The organism is Janthinobacterium sp. NFX145, assembly GCF_049810325.1.
GTDB lineage: Bacteria > Pseudomonadota > Gammaproteobacteria > Burkholderiales > Burkholderiaceae_D > Janthinobacterium > Janthinobacterium rivuli.
In genome coordinates, this window is sequence record NZ_CP187360.1 from 217896 (window position 1) to 235650 (window position 17755).

At 59.4% G+C, this 17755-nt stretch carries 18 protein-coding genes; 9 read left to right on the forward strand and 9 right to left on the reverse strand.

The window, feature by feature from the left end; genetic code table 11:
• Positions 1–322 precede the first annotated feature (322 nt).
• From gyrB to dnaA, 3 genes are all read right to left on the reverse strand, one after another.
• Positions 323–2821 (reverse strand): DNA topoisomerase (ATP-hydrolyzing) subunit B, encoded by a 2499-nt coding sequence (gyrB, locus tag ACPJXG_RS00890; RefSeq protein WP_425253116.1) that lies wholly within the window; start codon positions 2819–2821, stop codon positions 323–325.
• Between the two features lie 153 nt (positions 2822–2974).
• Positions 2975–4081: a DNA polymerase III subunit beta gene (dnaN, locus tag ACPJXG_RS00895; protein ID WP_034754341.1), complete on the reverse strand. Its 1107-nt coding sequence runs from the start codon at positions 4079–4081 to the stop codon at positions 2975–2977.
• 149 nt (positions 4082–4230) lie between these two features.
• Complete coding sequence (dnaA, locus tag ACPJXG_RS00900) at positions 4231–5625, reverse strand: chromosomal replication initiator protein DnaA (protein ID WP_034781304.1); 1395 nt, start codon at positions 5623–5625, stop codon at positions 4231–4233.
• A gap of 513 nt (positions 5626–6138) precedes the next feature.
• On the opposite strand from dnaA, the gene rpmH reads away from it, so the two are divergent.
• The 8 genes from rpmH to ACPJXG_RS00940 all read left to right on the forward strand — a co-directional run bounded on the left by rpmH (position 6139) and on the right by ACPJXG_RS00940 (position 11626).
• On the forward strand, positions 6139–6273 hold the full coding sequence (rpmH, locus tag ACPJXG_RS00905; RefSeq protein ID WP_010401996.1) for a 50S ribosomal protein L34: 135 nt from the start codon (positions 6139–6141) through the stop codon (positions 6271–6273).
• Between the two features lie 23 nt (positions 6274–6296).
• Complete coding sequence (gene rnpA, locus ACPJXG_RS00910) at positions 6297–6734, forward strand: ribonuclease P protein component (RefSeq protein WP_176389458.1); 438 nt, start codon at positions 6297–6299, stop codon at positions 6732–6734.
• Positions 6731–6991 (forward strand): membrane protein insertion efficiency factor YidD, encoded by a 261-nt coding sequence (yidD, locus tag ACPJXG_RS00915; protein WP_034754335.1) that lies wholly within the window; start codon positions 6731–6733, stop codon positions 6989–6991. The genes rnpA and yidD overlap by 4 nt, the downstream gene beginning before the upstream one ends.
• An 11-nt stretch (positions 6992–7002) precedes the next feature.
• Positions 7003–8739 carry a membrane protein insertase YidC gene (gene yidC, locus ACPJXG_RS00920; RefSeq protein ID WP_176389444.1) on the forward strand — a complete coding sequence of 579 codons (1737 nt, stop codon included), beginning with the start codon at positions 7003–7005 and terminating at the stop codon, positions 8737–8739.
• Positions 8740–8800: 61 nt separating this feature from the next.
• On the forward strand, positions 8801–10180 hold the full coding sequence (gene mnmE / locus ACPJXG_RS00925; RefSeq protein WP_035822920.1) for a tRNA uridine-5-carboxymethylaminomethyl(34) synthesis GTPase MnmE: 1380 nt from the start codon (positions 8801–8803) through the stop codon (positions 10178–10180).
• A gap of 9 nt (positions 10181–10189) precedes the next feature.
• Complete coding sequence (locus ACPJXG_RS00930; RefSeq protein ID WP_099403799.1) at positions 10190–10489, forward strand: hypothetical protein; 300 nt, start codon at positions 10190–10192, stop codon at positions 10487–10489.
• Between the two features lie 246 nt (positions 10490–10735).
• The gene (locus ACPJXG_RS00935; protein ID WP_425253117.1) at positions 10736–11305 is read left to right on the forward strand and encodes a hypothetical protein; all 570 of its coding nucleotides are present in this window, start codon (positions 10736–10738) and stop codon (positions 11303–11305) included.
• A 120-nt stretch (positions 11306–11425) separates the two neighbouring features.
• A complete protein-coding gene (locus ACPJXG_RS00940) occupies positions 11426–11626 on the forward strand; it encodes a hypothetical protein (RefSeq protein WP_099403802.1) in 201 nt (66 codons plus the stop codon).
• 9 nt (positions 11627–11635) lie between these two features.
• Here the strand turns inward: ACPJXG_RS00940 and ACPJXG_RS00945 are convergent, their stop codons facing one another.
• Positions 11636–12271 carry an Hpt domain-containing protein gene (locus ACPJXG_RS00945; protein WP_035822911.1) on the reverse strand — a complete coding sequence of 212 codons (636 nt, stop codon included), beginning with the start codon at positions 12269–12271 and terminating at the stop codon, positions 11636–11638.
• A gap of 108 nt (positions 12272–12379) precedes the next feature.
• Complete coding sequence (locus tag ACPJXG_RS00950) at positions 12380–13333, reverse strand: CAP domain-containing protein (protein ID WP_425253118.1); 954 nt, start codon at positions 13331–13333, stop codon at positions 12380–12382.
• A 270-nt stretch (positions 13334–13603) separates the two neighbouring features.
• Between ACPJXG_RS00950 and pssA the strand changes: the two genes are divergently transcribed.
• Positions 13604–14344 (forward strand): CDP-diacylglycerol--serine O-phosphatidyltransferase, encoded by a 741-nt coding sequence (gene pssA, locus ACPJXG_RS00955; protein ID WP_225243950.1) that lies wholly within the window; start codon positions 13604–13606, stop codon positions 14342–14344.
• 3 nt (positions 14345–14347) lie between these two features.
• Here pssA and ACPJXG_RS00960 read toward each other — a convergent pair whose 3' ends face one another.
• From ACPJXG_RS00960 to ACPJXG_RS00975, 4 genes are all read right to left on the reverse strand, one after another.
• Positions 14348–15274 (reverse strand): aldo/keto reductase, encoded by a 927-nt coding sequence (locus ACPJXG_RS00960; RefSeq protein ID WP_176389447.1) that lies wholly within the window; start codon positions 15272–15274, stop codon positions 14348–14350.
• A 147-nt stretch (positions 15275–15421) separates the two neighbouring features.
• On the reverse strand, positions 15422–16567 hold the full coding sequence (locus ACPJXG_RS00965) for a D-alanyl-D-alanine carboxypeptidase family protein (RefSeq protein WP_035822908.1): 1146 nt from the start codon (positions 16565–16567) through the stop codon (positions 15422–15424).
• Between the two features lie 115 nt (positions 16568–16682).
• Positions 16683–17336, reverse strand: coding sequence for an alpha/beta hydrolase (locus tag ACPJXG_RS00970; RefSeq protein ID WP_425253119.1), 654 nt, complete (start codon positions 17334–17336; stop codon positions 16683–16685).
• Between the two features lie 62 nt (positions 17337–17398).
• Positions 17399–17716: a (2Fe-2S) ferredoxin domain-containing protein gene (locus ACPJXG_RS00975; protein WP_034781335.1), complete on the reverse strand. Its 318-nt coding sequence runs from the start codon at positions 17714–17716 to the stop codon at positions 17399–17401.
• Positions 17717–17755: the final 39 nt, after the last annotated feature.

Genomic DNA, 17755 nt, shown 5'->3' on the forward strand with positions numbered 1-17755 from the left:
TATCTGCGCCCATATTGTGGTGAGCGTGACTTGCCAGCGTCCTGATTCCCTGCATTCATGTAGGCTAAAAAGTATTATAAATAACAATTATATTTTATCAATTCTACAGTAATTGCTTTCAGTAAACATAAAATAATGCAGAGTGATGATTTAATGTTGGTGATGTCCAATGTATATTTGGCCAGCATCAGAAATTATTTGAGAGTTTATCTCAAAATTTTTTGGGTTTGGATACAAAAACGGCGGCCATTTTGCGTGGCCGCCGATACTTTAAATAATGAAATCTATTTCATGTACTTTGGAATCCTAAACTACAACATGCTTATACATCAATATTCCCCGCCCGCAGCGCATTATTTTCGATGAACGCCCTGCGTGGTTCCACATCATCGCCCATCAGCGTGGTAAAGATCTGATCCGCCGCAATGGCGTCTTCGATCTGCACTTTCAACAAGCGGCGTACGGTTGGGTCCATCGTCGTTTCCCACAGTTGATCCGGGTTCATTTCGCCCAGACCTTTGTAGCGCTGTTTCGAGACGGTGCGTTCGGCTTCGTCGCGCAGCCATTGCATGGCCTGGTGGAAGTCGACGACGGCGATTTCCTTCATGCGCTCGCCTTCGCCGCGGCGTACGAATGCGCCTTCGCCGATCAGGCCTTCGAAGGTGGCGGCGCCGCTGCTCAGTACGGCGTAGTCCGGACCTTGCACGAAGTCGGCGTCGATGGCGCTGACTTTGATGTTGCCGTGGTGCATGCGCTCGATGCGCAGCATGTGTTTTTCCGACAGGTCGTCGGAACGCACGTGCACTTTCACCGCGCTGTCGTTGATGGCCGTCTGCAGGGCCAGGGCGGAGGTTTCCGCCAGGTCCAGGGTCGACAGGTCCAGCTGCACGCCCGTCATGATGGCCGTCAGGGCGGCGCGGTCGATGACGCGCGTCAGACGGGTCATGATGGTGTTCGACAGGTTGAACTTGCGCACCAGTTCCGTCAATGTTTCGCCGGAAATGCCTTCCGCGCCGGTGCGCGGCACCAGCACGGCCGTGTTCAGCGCCACCGTCATCATGTAGCTCGCTTCTTCGGCGTCATCTTTCAGATAGCGCTCGTCGCGGCCGGCCTTCACCTTGTACAGCGGCGGTTGCGCGATGTAGATGTGGCCGCGCTCGACCAGTTGCGGCATCTGACGGTAGAACAGGGTCAGCAGCAGAGTCCGGATGTGGGCGCCGTCGACGTCCGCATCGGTCATGATGATGATGCGGTGGTAGCGCAGTTTTTCGACGTTGAATTCGTCCGGTCCGATCGAGGTGCCGAGCGTGGCGATCAGGGTGGTGATCTGCTCCGACGACAGCATTTTCTCGAAACGGGCTTTTTCCACGTTCAGCACTTTACCGCGCAGCGGCAGAATCGCCTGGAACTTGCGGTCGCGCCCCTGTTTTGCCGAGCCACCTGCCGAGTCACCCTCGACGATGTACAGTTCGCACAGGGCGGGATCTTTTTCCTGGCAGTCGGCCAGCTTGGCCGACAGGCCCAGGCCGTCCATGATGCCTTTGCGGCGCGTCAAATCGCGGGCCTTGCGGGCCGCTTCACGGGCGCGTGCCGCTTCGACGATCTTGCCGCAAATGATCTTGGCGTCGTTCGGTTTTTCTTGCAGGTAATCCGCCAGGGTCTTGGCGACGATCTCTTCCACCGGGCCGCGCACTTCGCTCGACACCAGCTTGTCTTTCGTCTGCGACGAGAATTTCGGTTCCGGCACTTTCACCGACAAGACGCAGGTCAAGCCTTCGCGCATGTCGTCGCCGCTGATTTCCACTTTCGCCTTCTTGGCGAACTCGTGTTCATCGATGTATTTGTTGATGACGCGTGTCATCGCCGCGCGCAGACCCGTCAGGTGGGTGCCGCCATCGCGTTGCGGGATGTTATTCGTAAAGCACAGCACTTGTTCATTGTAGGCATCGTTCCACTGCATCGACACGTCGACCGAGATGTTCGTGCCCTGGTCCGACAGGCGCTCGCCCGTGGCCTGGAAAATGGTCGGGTGCAAGACCGACTTGGCCTTGTTGATGTACTCGACGAAGCCGCGCGTGCCGCCTTCGAAGGCGAAGATTTCTTCCTTGCCCGTGCGCTGGTCGGACAATTTGATCTTGACGCCATTGTTCAGGAAGGACAGTTCGCGGATGCGCTTGGCCAGGATTTCGTAGTGGAATTCCACGTGCGTGAAAATCTCTTCGTCGGCCCAGAAATGCACGTCGGTACCGCGCTTGTCCGTGTCGCCGATGACCTTGATCGGCGAGGTGGCGATGTCGCCCACCATGACGATCTGGCGGTCTTGCGGCACGCCACGCACGAATTCCATGTGATGCACTTTGCCATCGCGGCGGATGGTCAGTTTCAGCAATTTCGACAGGCCATTGACGCAAGATACGCCCACGCCGTGCAAGCCGCCCGAGACTTTATAGGAGTTCTGGTCGAACTTGCCGCCCGCGTGCAACTCGGTCATGACGATTTCCGCCGCCGAACGCTTCGGATCGTGCTTGTCGTCCATTTTCAGGCCGGTCGGCACGCCGCGGCCATTGTCGGTGATCGAGATCGAATTGTCGCTGTGGATGGTGACGTTGATGTCCGTGCAGTGGCCGGCCAGCGATTCATCGATGGAGTTGTCCAGCACTTCGAAAACCAGATGGTGCAAGCCGGTGCCGTCCGAGGTGTCGCCAATGTACATGCCCGGGCGTTTGCGCACGGCTTCCAGGCCTTCCAGGATCTGGATGGAGGAGGCGCCGTATTCTTCCGTTTTGGCCTGGATCGGGGTGTCTTGTGGATTCTCGGACATGGACTGCTTTCTCAAATAACGATTGCTGATTGATTCGGGGCTGCTGGCTGATGACCGTAGGTCGGGTTAGCCGGAACGGCGTAACCCGACAGACGGCGATTCAGCATGTCGGATTACGCTGCGCTAATCCGACCTACATCACTGCTGTGGTCTTTAAATCCGCATCGGCATGACGACATACTTGAAGTCGGCATTGTCCGGGATGGAGATCAGGGCGGACGAGTTCGAATCACCGAGCGCGATGTTGACGTATTCGCATTTCAGGTTGTTCAGCACGTCCAGCAGATACGTCACGTTGAAGCCGATGTCGACGGAGTCGCCGCCGTAGTCGATTTCCAGCTCTTCGACGGCTTCTTCCTGGTCCGCATTGGTCGAGCTGATCTTCATGCTGCCCGGGGTGATGATGCAGCGCACGCCCTTGAACTTGTCGCTGGTCATGATGGCGGCACGTTGCAGCGAGCGCAGCAGTTCATCGCGGCCGATGGTGAAGTCGTTTTTGTAGCCTTTTGGAATCACGCGCGTGTAGTCGGGAAACTTGCCTTCCACCAGCTTCGAGATCAGCTCGATGTCGGCAAAGGTCAGTTTCACCTGGTTGGCGGCGATGTCCAGTTGCACCGGCTCATCGTTTTCTTCCAGCAGACGCTGCAGTTCGATGATGGTCTTGCGTGGAATAATGACTTCCTGGCGCGCGAAGGTCTGCTCGGTGGCCACCTGGCAAAACGCCAGGCGGTGGCCGTCGGTGGCCACGGCGATGACATTATTGCCATCCAGAACCAGCAGCAAGCCGTTCAGGTAGTAGCGGATGTCTTGCTGCGCCATCGAGAAATGCACCATGTTGAACAGGTGTTTCAGCGTTTTTTGCGGCAGGGTGACGGACGCGTTGTAGCTTTCCGCCTGTTGCACGGTTGGAAACTCTTCCGCCGCCAGGGTTTGCAGGGCGAAGCGCGACTTGCCCGTTTGCACGGTCAGGCGCTTGTTCAGCAGGGTCATCGTCACGTCGCCCGATTCGGGCAGGGCGCGCAAAATGTCCAGCAGCTTGCGCGCGGCCACGGTGGTGCCGGTGACGTCCGCGCCGGAACCGATTTCCGCGTGCGTGGTGATCTGCACTTCGGTGTCGGTCGACAGGAAGGAGACATTTTCACCGTCTTTGCGGATGAGGATATTGGCCAGAATCGGCATAGTGTGCCGACGCTCGACAATACCGCTCACGATCTGCAGTGGCCGGAGAAGGGTATCTCGGGTGGTTTTGACCAATTGCATATTTATCCTCAATGTATAGGTTGAACAGTACGACGTTTAACGTATTAATTTAACAATTGTTGCCATGGGGAGCCCCGACAGACCGGCTGCGGCGCCCTCCCAGATGATAAGGGTAAAGCACGTTTTGAGCCAGTCTTGCCCAAGCGGCCTTAGCCTTTTAGTGTTTGCTCCAGCACATGCAATTCATGGTTGCATTCCGGGTTCTTGGTGCGGTCCAGCGCGATCTTGCGCACGGCATGCAGCACCGTGGTGTGGTCGCGGCCGCCGAACAGCTCGCCGATCTCCGGCAGGCTCTTCTGTGTCAATTCCTTGGCCAGGTACATGGCGATCTGGCGCGGCCGGGCGATATTCGCGGGGCGGCGCTTCGAATACATGTCGGCAACCTTGATATTGAAGAAGTCGGCCACGGTTTTCTGGATGTTTTCCACGGAAATCTGGCGGTTCTGCACCGACAGCAAGTCCTTCAGGGCTTCCTTGACGATATCGATGGTGATGTCTTTGCCATGGAAACGCGAGTACGCGAGGATCTTGCGCAGCGCGCCTTCCAGCTCGCGCACGTTCGAGCGCAAATGCTTGGCGACAAAGAAAGCCACGTCGTCGGAGAAGGTCACGCCTTCCTGCTTGGCTTTTTTCAGCAAAATTGCCACGCGCATTTCCAGCTCCGGCGGTTCGATGGCCACCGTCAGGCCCGAGTCGAAGCGCGAGATCAAACGGTCGTCCATGCCCGTGATTTCCTTCGGATAGGTATCCGAGGTGATGATGATCTGTTTCTTCGCGGCAATCAATGCCTCGAACGCATAGAAAAACTCTTCCTGCGTGCGGCTCTTGCCGCCAAAGAACTGGATATCATCGATCAGCAGCATGTCGAGCGAGTGATAGTAGTGCTTGAAGTCGTCGAAACCCTTGCGCTGGTAAGCGGTCACTACGTCGCGAACGTACTGTTCCGCGTGGATGTAGCGAATTTTTGCACCCGGATTGTCGGCCATCACCTGGTTGCCGATGGCGTGAATCAAGTGGGTTTTACCGAGGCCGACGCCGCCATAGAAGAACAGCGGGTTATATGACACGCCCGGATTGTTCGCCACCTGGATGGCGGCGGCGCGTGCCAGCTGGTTGGCCTTACCTGTCACGAAGCTGTCGAAGGTCAGGTCGGTGTTGATGCGGCTCTGCTCGCGGCGCGGCGCCGCGCCGATGCTCAGTTCCGGCACGCTGGGCTGCGGCTCCGCGGCGCGCGCGCTGGGCGCGCCGCCATTTGGATCGCTGGCCGGGGTGCTGGCGGTGACGGGTTTCTTCGGCAGGGCCAGGCGCGGGTCGAGCACGAACTGCACTTCCGTCGGCGCTTCGAAGTACTGAATGGCCAGGGCAGTGATGCGGCTGGCGAACTGGGTCTTGACCCAATCGAGCTTGAAGCGATTGGGCGCAGCAATGCGCAGCTTGCCCTCTTCGTAATCGAGAGGGATAAGCGGTTTGATCCACGCACTGAATTGTTGCGGTGTCAGCTCCAGTTCCAACTGCGCGGAACAGGCCTGCCAGAAATTATCCATGTATGTCTATGTGAAAAGGTGTGGGAGGGCGTATCGATTCTGCCCTGCGTTCACCGTGTTGCAAGGCCGGCGTCGCGCGAGGGCTCGCCACACGTAACGCGCTATTCTACTCCCGACTGAGAAAGTTATCCACAGGCACGACGCTTATTTTTCTGTGGCGGGGTGGGGCGCCGTGTGCATAAGAGGCGACTTATCCCCCGGTTATCCCGTCACAGGCAGTGCTGGCGCGGCCTGTGGCGGGGCCTTGCAAGCAGATGGGGGCCGGCGCGCAAATTTCCAGACGATCACGGCAATCCTTGACAAGAGGGGGGCATATGCTGAATAATTCAGGGTTCCCCGCCCGTATTCCGTGTTTATTCATTTGGAACGACAATATGGACTAAGCGTGGATTAAGCGGGCGATGAGATTGGCCAGCTTGTGCCTTGGCATAAGTGCGCGATTGTCATTGGCACCAAAAACTGACGGGACGTCAGACCCGATTTTGCATTTTTTTTGTTTTTAGCGAGACCAACATGAAACGTACTTACCAACCTTCCGTCGTTCGCCGCAAGCGTACGCACGGCTTCCGCGCTCGTATGGCTACCCGTGGTGGCCGTGATGTGCTCAACGCACGTCGCGCAAAGGGCCGCAAACGTCTGGCCGTCTAGGCTTGTCGTTGACAGCTGATCGCGTGGCTAGCTGTACTCCAGTCGGCAATCAACGCGAAGGTTCACACGACTTCGCGCGCTTTCGGCGTATCGTTAAAACGGATGAATTTTCATCCGTTTTTCGTTTGCGCCCTTCGCAAAAAACAGCGCATTTTGTGCTGTACACCCGACACAATCAATTGCCGCATGCGCGGCTGGGCGTCGTTGTGGCCAAGCGTTTCGCGCCACGCGCGGCGACCCGCAACACGATCAAGCGCGTCACGCGCGAGCTGTTTCGCAACAGCGCGATGCCGCCGGTCGACTGCGTGGTGCGTTTGTCACGCGCCGTCAACAGCAAGGATGGCCCGGCCACCACGACCAAGCTCAAAGCCGAGCTGCGTGAGGAATTGAGCCGCCTGTTCGCGGCGCAAATCGCCGCCCAGGCCCGTTCTGTTGCTGCGCCACCACCATCCGCGCCATGAAAACCCTGCTGCTGTTCCTGCTGCGCGCTTATCAGTTGCTGATCAGCCCCATGCTGGGACAGAATTGCCGTTTCTATCCGAGCTGTTCGCATTACGCGATGGAAGCGCTGCGCGTGCACGGTACGGCCAAGGGCAGCCTGCTGGCTGCCAAGCGCCTGTGCCGTTGCCACCCCTGGAATGAAGGGGGCGTCGACCCGGTGCCGCCGGCCGATGGCAAACAATCTTCAACGACCGCTTGCGGTTGCAACCACTCCTGACAAATACCCTAATGGATATCAATAAACGTACCATCCTGTGGATCGTGTTTTCCGTCTCGCTGGTAATTCTCTGGAACGAATGGATGATCTCGAACGGCAAGCCGTCGATGTTCTCCGCGAACACGGAACAAACCGCCAAGGCGCCTGCGACCCCTGCCAAGACGGCTGCTCTGGCTGCCTCGGCTGCGGCAGGCGTGCCTGCCCTGCCGGGTGAGGCTGTCGATCCCGCCGCGTTCAAGCGCGAAGTGATTACCATCACCACCGACGTCATCAAGGTCGATATCGACACCCTGGGCGGCCAGGTCAAGCGTCTGGAATTGCTGAAATTCAAAGGCGCGGGTAATCCGGGCTGGTTTGGCGGCTGCTTCGGCCTGTTCAAATGGTGCCAGCCTGACGACGGCAAGCAAAACGAAGTGCTGTTCGACGAAGGCGCGAACCACACCTACCTGGCGCAATCGGGCCTGGTCGGCGGTCCTTTCCCTACCCACGCGAGCGGTTTCACCGTGCAGCCTGGCGTGCGTACTTTGGCCGACGGCAAACAGATTCAATTGGTGATGGAAGCGGTCGAAGGCGGCGTCAAACTGACCAAGACGTTTACCTTCAAGCGCGGCGACTACGTGATCGACGTGCGCCACGACGTCTCCAACGTGGGCGCAGCCCCTGTCACGCCGCAGCTGTACCTGCAACTGACGCATGACGGCAACAAGCCGGTCGGCGATTCGTTCTTCAACAGCAGCTTCACGGGTCCGACCCTGTACACGCCGCAAGACAAGTACCAGAAGCTGACGTTCGAGAAAATCGAAAAAGCGGCTACGGAAGACGAGAAGAAGGGCAACGACAACGCCATGAAGGGCCTGCACCCGGCCACGGCGAATGGCGGCTGGTTTGCGATTTCGCAACACTTCTTCGTGTCGGCTTTCGTTCCGCCCGAGAACGCCAAGCGCGACATCTTCACGAAGAAAGTCGGCCCCAACCTGTACGCCATCGGTAACGTGCTGCCCCTGCCTACCCTGGCGCCAGGCGCCTCGGCCAGCATGGACAGCAAGCTGTACTCGGGTCCCCAAATCGCGCACCTGCTGGAAAACGTCTCGCCTGGCCTGGAACTGGTCAAGGATTACGGCTGGCTGACCATCATCGCCAAGCCGATGTTCTGGGTCATGGAACAGATCCACAGCGTGCTGGGCAACTGGGGCTGGACCATCATCGCCTTCACGATCCTGATCAAGCTGCTGTTCTTCCCGCTGTCGGCCGCCGGCTACCGCAGCATGGCGAAGATGAAACTGGTCACGCCGAAGATGCAAGCGATCCGCGAACGCTTCAAGGGCGATCCGCAAAAGATGAACCAGGCCACGATGGAGCTGTACAAGACGGAAAAGATCAATCCGCTGGGCGGCTGCCTGCCGATCCTGATCCAGATGCCCGTCTTTATCGCGCTGTACTGGGTCTTGAACGCGTCCGTGGAAATCCGCGGCGCGCCATGGATCGGCTGGATCACCGACCTGGCCCAGCATGACCCATGGTGCATCCTGCCCGTGCTGTACGCGATCTCGATGTTCATCACGACCAAGCTGAACCCGGCCCCGGCCGATCCGATGCAAGCGAAGATGATGCTGTTCATGCCACTGGCATTCTCGGTGATGTTCTTCTTCTTCCCGTCGGGCTTGGTACTCTACTGGGTCGTCAACAACGTCCTGTCGATCGGCCAGCAATGGGTGATCACCAAGAAATACGCGCCTGCCGTCAAGTAAGTCCGGCCAGCGAATCGAAAGCCCGCCGAGTGCGGGCTTTTTTTTAATCTACAATATCCCCATGAAACTCGACTCTTCCCCTATCGCCGCCATCGCCACCGCTCCGGGTCGTGGCGGCATCGGCGTGGTACGCGCCTCCGGCAAAAACCTCGCTCCGCTGATGACGGCCCTGTTCGGCGCGCAGCAACTCAAACCGCGCAACGCCACCTATCTGCCATTCACGGAAGCCGACGGCGCCATCATCGACCAGGGCATCGCCATCCACTTCAAGGGTCCGCATTCGTACACGGGCGAAGACGTGCTGGAATTGCAGGGCCATGGCGGCCCCATCGTGCTGCAGTTGCTGCTGGCGCGCGTGCTGGAAGCGGGCCGTGACAGCGGCTTGCGCCTGGCCGAACCGGGCGAATTCACGCGCCGCGCGTTTTTGAATGACAAGCTTGACCTGGCGCAAGCCGAAGCCGTGGCCGACCTGATCGACGCCTCGACGGAAGCGGCGGCCAAGTCCGCTTCGCAATCGCTGTCGGGCGCGTTCTCGAACACCATCCACGCGCTGGTGGAACAGGTGACGGGACTGCGCATGCTGGTCGAAGCGACCCTCGACTTCCCGGAGGAAGAAATCGATTTCCTGGAAAAATCGAATGCGCGCGGTCAATTGAAAGCCGTCATCGAAGCATTAAACAAAGTGTTTGCGCAGGCGGCGCAGGGCGCGCTGCTGCGCGAAGGCTTGAATGTCGTGCTGGCGGGCCAGCCGAACGTCGGTAAATCGTCGCTGCTGAACGCGCTGGCGGGCGCCGACGTGGCGATCGTCACACCGATCGCCGGCACCACGCGCGACAAGGTCAGCGAAACCATCCAGATCGAAGGCATTCCACTCAACATCATCGACACGGCCGGCATCCGCAGCGCGGGCGACACCATCGACGCCGTCGAGCGCATCGGCATCGAGCGCACTTGGGGCGAGATCGGCAAGGCCGACGTGATCCTGCACCTGCTTGACGCCGACCACGGCCCCACGTTGGCCGACGAAACCATCGTCGCCGCCTTCCCCGAAGGCGTGCCCGTGGTGCGCGTGTGGAACAAGATTGATCTGTCCGGGCATAAACCCGGCGTCGACAGCATGCCGGACGCCACCCACGTGTATCTGTCGGCGCACGAGCATATCGGCATCGATTTGCTGCGCGCCGAGCTGCTGCGCATCGCCGGCTGGCAGCAGACGGGCGAATCGCTGTACCTGGCGCGCGAACGTCATCTGATCGCCTTGAAATCGGCCGGCAAGCACCTGGACATCGCGGCCGAACACGCTGCGCAGGACGACCAGTCGCTGGACCTGTTCGCCGAAGAACTGCGCCTGGCGCAGGTGCAGCTATCGAGCATCACGGGAGAATTCTCGCCTGACGATTTGCTGGGCGTGATTTTCAGCCGTTTCTGCATCGGCAAATAAGGAGGTTCGATGAAGCTGCTGCTTGCTCTGCTGTTCAGTTGCCTGCCCCTGCTGGCCGGTGCGCAGGAAAAGTTGCCGAAGGACGTGGCGCGGTTCGTCGAGAACGCCCAGATGTGCGAGCATTTTGCCGGCGAATGGGATGACAACGACAAGGCGCGCCAGCGCGAGATCACGCAAGCCGTGGCCAGTTCGTGCGGGCAGGCGCAGCGGCAGTGGAAGCGGCTGCGCGTGAAATATGCGCAGCAGCCGGCAATTCACAAAGTCATCGACGCGCATGCGAATGATGCGGTCAGGAGCTTTCGGAAATAAGTATCAGAGGTGTTTTTTTGCATACACCTCGAACGGCGAAAAGACCGGGGTTCGATCTGTTCGCCGAAGAGCTGCGCCTGGCGCAGGTGCAACTGTCGAGCGCCACGGGCGAATTTTCGCCTGATGATTTATTGGAGGTGGTTTTCAGCCGGCTCTGTATCCGCAAGCAAATTCATATTGATTGCGGAACAGCAATATCTTGCCGTGTGACGGTTTTATAGTCGGAATTCCCAACCAGGAGTTCCTATGACATATCCTTCATTCCCGCGTGGCACCGCTATTGTTTTTTTCGCATTGGCGCTTGTTTCTCCTATCGCGGTTTTGGCTGCCGCCCCATTGCAGTTGACGATCGACACTGTGCTACCGCCTGATCCTGGTGCTGCTGGCAAACAAACGCTTGCCGGTATTGATAGCAATGATAATGGCGTGCGCGATGATGTCGAGTTGTTTCTGCTGCGGCATTTTTCGCGAGATGCCCGGCTTCTGCGGGGCATGGCAAATGTTGCCATCAGCACCCAGGCGGCTATTCTGGCAACCACACCCTCGGAATCGTCACATGCGCATTCGATGGCGATACGCAGCGGTGAATGCCTGGCTGGCCTTGGCGAGCTGGTCCCCGAGGATGAAAACAAGGTAGGTCAAGTGATGGCCTTGCTTGTCAATACACCCCAGCGCAAGGAAGCCATCCAGGCGCACGGTGCGCGTCTTGCCAATATGACTTTCGTCATGCGGCAGGAGACAGAGTGGGAGCCTTACTGCATGGAACGGGCCGATCTTATGGGGCCGAGTGTGCAAAGCCAGCCTCGTCGCGAATAGCGCCATTTGCTGCCATGTATCCCACGGGAGCGCTGTCTATTGAGCATGCTCATACCGCATCAACTTTAATGACGTAATCTTGCTGAGCGGCCTTGAAGTGCCGCTAGGAAAGGAAGCGCCATGGACAGCAAACAGCCCGATGTCGTGGAGTGCGAGGATGAGGTAGTGGCGCGGCCACTGCCCGCCATGCCGGAATTGATCGCCTCCTTGCCGCCAAAAGGCGCGTGCTGGTATTGCGACAAGCCGCTCGACGCCGTGCGCCGCTTTTGCGGCAAGAGTTGTGGCGTGGCGTATGCGGAAGAGGCGCAATACCACCGTTGAGCGTGAAGATTAGCGGCGCCGCAGCAGCGCCGCCAGCGCGCCGTCGAAATCGAACTCATGCGCGGCGGCCGCCACTTCCTGGTAGACGTGCACGCCCAGGCTGGCCGCCAGCAGGCTGGCCGAGTTTTCCAGGATGTCGATGGCCGCGCCGTCGCCTTCGCGCAGGTGGCTGGCCAGGCGCGCCAGCAGCAGCTGGATGGCGGGCGCGGCCGGATCGGGCGCCACGTCCTGCGCCGCCGTGTGGGTTGCCTCCGGCGTGCCCAGCATGCTGCTGACCGCGCCGAGCAATTGATCCTGGGCCAGTTCCAGCTGCAGCATCTGCCGGGCCAGGTCGGGCGCTTGCGCACGCAGTGCGGACTCCAGGGTGGCCGCCAGGCCGTGCACGTGGCGCGCGCCGATCATGCCGGCGGCGCCTTTAAGGGTATGCGCTTTCAGGCGCGCGGAAGCGTAATTGCCCGTGTCGAATTCGGCGCGGATCTGGCACGGCGTGGTGCCGTGGTCATGCAGGAAGCGGCGCAGGATTTTCAGGTACAGGATGCGGTCGCCCATAATGCGGCCCAGTCCGTTCTCGACATCGAGAATCCGGACCATGTCGGATGCCGCAACGGCGGCATCATCATCGCAAGTGGCGTGTGGTTTCATCATGCCTGGTGTGCAGAGGGCCCCAAAACTTGTCAATTGCATTCATGCAATATCCGCTATTTTACATCCAGTTGCCCTCGCTACTGCGTCCGCTTGGCATACGCTGCCAGACTAACGCGTCGTGAATGACCAGCTGCGCGTGACGTTCGCGCCATTGACTTTGCCGATGAAACTCACGTCATAGGTGGTGGCCGCCAGCAGGGGGGCCAGCGGGATGATGGCGGCCACCGAGCGCGATGTATTGATGGCATCGGTCTCCTTGCTGAGCAGGCGTACCGTCAGATCCGCGCCGGCGCCTCGCGGGCGCACGGTGAAGGTCGTCACGCTGAGGGTGGCGTCGAAATTCGCATGGACGCTGATCGGGTAGCCGACCACGTTCTGGTTGGGCACGGGATCGGGTTCTTCTTCATCGCTGGAGAAACTGGTGGCGACCTTGGTCTGTCCGTTGAAAGGGTAGCTGACGATCTGTCCGGCCGGCAAGCCGGGGCCGTAGCGGCTATTGCCGGCCAGGTCGGTGGTGAAATAGGCATAGCCGCTATTGTTGACGGCCGCACCGGCGCCACCTTCCTTGAAGATAGGTTCAAAGATGAGGAAGCGGTGATACACGGCCGTGATCAGGTTTTCCGCCATGTAGAAACCGGAGTTGGTCGCCACGCCCGCGATGACTTCGCCCCAGACGGATGTGACGCCATAGTTGGACGCAGTCAGGCGGTCATACAATGTTTCGCCGGTAAAGCCGGGTTTGCCTTTAATTTGATTGTGCACCACCACATTATTGCTGTTCAGATAGTTGGAGTGGCCGAGTGCCGCGTTGTCGATCAGGCTATTGCGTACCAGTGGCGCCAGGCCGATCTGGCTGCGCCGGTAATTGATCCAGTTGAAACCATCGGTGGCGATATTGTTGCTGACGACAGGAGCGCCCGGTTCCTGTATCAGCTGCCCGGCCGCGGTCGAGGTGCTCAGCGACGTCTTGTCGCCGCCATCGCCACCGCCACAGGCGCTCAGCAGGGCTGCGCTCAGCAGGACGGGTATCCAGTATTTCCAACGCAGTGACGAGGCAATCAAGTTGACTCCTGTATAGGTAGGCGGACAGCGGTGGGTGCCAGCGTGCTGCCCTGTGAAATGATTCTAAGGCATTTTTATATGCCGTAGAGCATCCATGACAAGATATGTCGCGCGCTCGTGCGCAGACGGTGCCGCAGCTGCGCAGGGTAGAATGAGCATAGTGCAGCGTTTGCCGCTGCGTAGCCTCATTACCGATTTCTTTGATTGCCCACAAATTTGAACACATTGCCCAAGTCGCGCCTGCAGCGCGCCAAGTACGCCTTGCCCAGCATGGTGACTTTGCTTTCGATAGCCTGCGGTTTTGCCAGCATCGTCATTTCCGTCGATAACGCGACTGTCGGCGACGCCGATGCCTACCGCCTGGCGGCCGCCTTGCTGGTGCTGGCCGGGGTATTTGATGCGCTCGACGGCTATGTCGCGCGCCTGACGAACACCAGCTCGCAGTTCGGCGTGCAGCTCGATTCCATCGCCGACGTGATGAATTTCGGCTGCGCCCCGGCCGTCCTGTTGTATTGCTACGGCTTTGTGCAGATGGGCGTGCACGATCCGCTGCTGCTGCGTTTTGGCGGCATGGCCAGCTTCTTCTTTGTCGCCTGCGGTGCCATGCGTCTGGCGCGTTTCAATGTGAATGTGGGGCGCACCGACCCCCTGTATTTCGTCGGCATGCCGATCACGGCCGGCGCCGCCTGCGTGGCGGCCGTGGTGGTGGCGTGGCCGGCGCCCATCGATTCCATGCTGCACAGCTATCTGCTGATGCTGCTGCTGGTCGGCGTGGGCAGCCTGATGGTGTCGACCTTGCGTTTCCCCAGCTCCAAGCAAAAGAAAAGCCTGGCCGCGCTGTTGGTGCTGATCGTCGCCATCGCCCTGCTGGTGTGGCTGAAGACCAGCTTCTTCGCGCTGTTCTTTGCTGTCTACATCGCCGCCACCCTGCTGCTCAACCTGGCGTGGTACCTGGGCTGGCGCGGTATTGCGCTGCCGCAGGTCTTCAACGACCCCGACGAAATCGATTAAATTCTAAGCCACCTCGTGCCCGCGCGCGGCGCGCAGGATGGCGAACCAGTCGCTGCGGCTGAGCGTAAACTGCGTGCCTTCCACGGCCACGCCCACGGCCTCGATGCGTCCCGTGCCCGTCAGCGGCAGGGGACGGCAAGGCAGTTGCATGATCCAGGCAAACACCACGCTGGCAAACGGACGCTGCAGCTGATCCGCGATCTGCTTGATGACATTGCGCAAGTTCTCCACATTCGCATCGCCGCCCTGGAACAGCCGGCCGCCCGCCAGCGGCGACCAGATCATCGGCGCCACCCCCACGTCCTGCAAGCCGTCGAAGGTTTCGTCGAACAGGGGCGCCACGTGCAGCGGCGAAAACTCCACCTGGTTCGTCACCAGCGGGAAGCGCCGGTGCAGGCACTCGAACTGGTGGCGGCTGAAATTCGACACGCCGAAGTGCAGCACCTTGCCCGCCTGTTGCAGCTGGGTGAAGGCGCCGGCGATCTCGTCGAAATCCATCAGCGGGTCGGGACGGTGGATCAGCAGCAAGTCCAGGCGATCCGTATGCAACTGGCGCAAGGTGTGTTCCACGGAACTGGTGATGTGGGCCGCGCTCGTGTCGTAATGCTGAATGGCATGGCCGGGACGGTGCGGCGACAGCAGTTTGATGCCGCATTTGCTGACCAGTTCCATCTTGTCGCGCAAGCCCGGCTGCAAGGCCAGCGCTTCGCCAAATAGCCCTTCGGCGCTGTAATCGCCATAGATGTCGGCATGGTCGAAACTCGACACGCCCAGCGCCAGGCATTGCTCGATGAAAGCCAGCCGTTGCTGCGCCGACATATTCCACTCGCCGATGCGCCACATGCCGGCGACGATGCGCGACAGTTCGGGACCGTTGCTGCTCAAACGGCTGCGCGGCGCTTGCAGGCTGGCGGGAAATACATGGCTCATGGGCTGGCTTTCTGGTGGTGGAGACGAAGGTGACGCCACGATTATAGCCAGCTACGCTACAGCATGCTGCGGAGAAAGCGGCGGCGAGACAGACGAAAAAAATGCCCGCAGCATCTGCGGGCATTTTTCATGTGGTACTAGAAATAATTACTTCATCCACAGGCGCATCGAATCCCAGGCGCGGCCGAAGATCGTTGCCTGGTTGATGGTTTCCAGCGCCACGACAGGCAGTTCCAGCAGAACTTTGTCGTCAACCATCATTTTCAGTTTGCCGACCGGCGCGTTTTCGGCCAATGGCGCGACCAGTGGGTCCTTGCGTTCCAGCACCGGTTTCATCTTGGCAGCCGTGCCTTTTGGTACGGTGACGAGCACATCGCGGGCGAAGCCGATTTTCACGGTGCCTTTCGAGCCCTTCCACACTTCCGGCGTGGCCACGGCCTGGCCCTTCGAGTACAGCTTGACCGTATCGAAGTTCTGGAAGCCCCAGTTCAGCAGCTTCTGGCTTTCCTGCGTGCGGGCCTGGTCCGACGTCGTGCCCAGCACCACGGAGATCAAGCGGCGCTCGCCGGTGCCGCCCGGACGGCGTGCCGAGGCGATCATGCAATAGCCGGCCGCTTCCGTGTGGCCCGTTTTCATGCCATCGACGGTTGGATCCAGCCACAGCAGGCGGTTGCGGTTAGGCTGGGTGATCTTGTTGTACGTAAAACTTTTCACGGAATCGATTTTGTAGAATTCCGGGTAATCTGCGATCACGCGCTTGGCCAGCACGGACAAGTCTTGCGCCGTGGAATAGTTATCGGGGCTAGGCAAGCCATGCGGATTGGCAAAACGCGTGTTTTTCAGGCCCATGCGCTGGGCTTCGCGGTTCATCAGCACGACAAACGTGCCTTCATCGCCAGCAACGGCTTCCGCCAGCGCCACGGCGGCGTCGTTACCCGATTGAATCATCAGGCCGTGCAGCAAGTCGTCGATCGAGACGGGGGTGGCCGGGTCGATGAACATCTTCGAGCTGCTCGAATCGACTTTCCATGCACGCACGGACACGTTCACTTTTTGGTCCAGCGCCAGTTTCTTTTCGCGGATGGCGGCAAACGTCAGGTAAGCCGTCATGATTTTGGTCAACGAAGCCGGCTCGATGCGGGCGTCCGGATCTTGCGAAGCAATGATCTGGCCGCTGGTGGCGTCAAGCAACAGCCAGGACTTGGCGGCGATGGTCGGGGCTGGAACGCTCTGGGCGTAGGCGGCGGAAAAGAAAAATACACTGGAGGCCAGTGCCGCTAAAAGTTTTTTCATGGAGGCTGGTCTGCGAGAAAAAGATGAAGGCTGAGGGCCATGTCGTTGCAACTTACATGGCCGCGTGGAAAAAACGGATCAATTATAGCCGTGGAGGCGCTAGTAAGCCCACACTTCAATGATCATCTGCTGCTATTGCGGGTTTGTCACCATGCCACAGGGCAATCACGAGGCTCTTGATGTGATTGAGCTTGCGGTGGAAAAAGTGGTCGGCGCCGGGGATCACGATCACGGGAATGTCTTGTGGACGGGCCCAGTCGAAGACGGCGGACAGGGGGATCGTGTCGTCCAGTTCGCCGTGGATCAGAATGGTGTCGGCGGGAATATCGGCCATGGCCCATTTGCCGGCCGCGCTGCCGATCAGCGCCAGGCGCTCGACGGGCGTGCCGGCGGCGGCCAGGCGTTCCTGCAGTTTCGACTGCACGAAGGTGCCGAACGAGAAACCGGACAAGGCCACGGGCAAGCCTGGATACAGGCCGCGCATGTGTTCATACAGCAATTGCATGTCGTCCGTCTCGCCCGCGCCATGGTCGTGCACGCCTTCGGAAGCACCGACGCCGCGGAAGTTGATGCGCGCCACCACGTAACCGAGGGCGACAAACGCGCGCGCCAGGGTTTGCGTGACCTTGTTATCCATCGTGCCGCCGTACAGCGGGTGCGGATGGGCCACGAGGGCGATGCCGCGCGGGGTGTCTGCCGGGAAATCGAGCAAGCCTTCCATGCTGCCTGCATGGCCGGCGAGGGTAAATTTTTCCGAGTTTCTGTTCATGATGCTCATACTGGTGGCGTAGGCTTAATTTGAAGTTAAAACGTTGAAATTAAATATGCGGCTCAGATTTTCAGGCGTTCGACGATCTTGCCGCCCACCAGGTGCGTATCGATGATTTCATCGATATCGCTGGTGTCGACGTAGGTGTACCAGGTCGCTTCCGGATAGATCACCAGCAGCGGGCCTTCTTCGCAGCGGTCCATGCAGCCGGCCTGGTTGATGCGGATCTTGCCCGCGCCATTCATGTCGAGTTCCTTGATGCGGCGCTTGCAATGCTTTTGCGCCGCTTCCGCGCCATGGTCGCCGCAACTGTTGCGGCCGTCTTCACGTTTATTCATGCAGAAAAAAACGTGGCGTTCAAAATACGGTGCGTCGCTCATACTATTCTCCCGCTGATTCATCAATGCGCCATGATAACG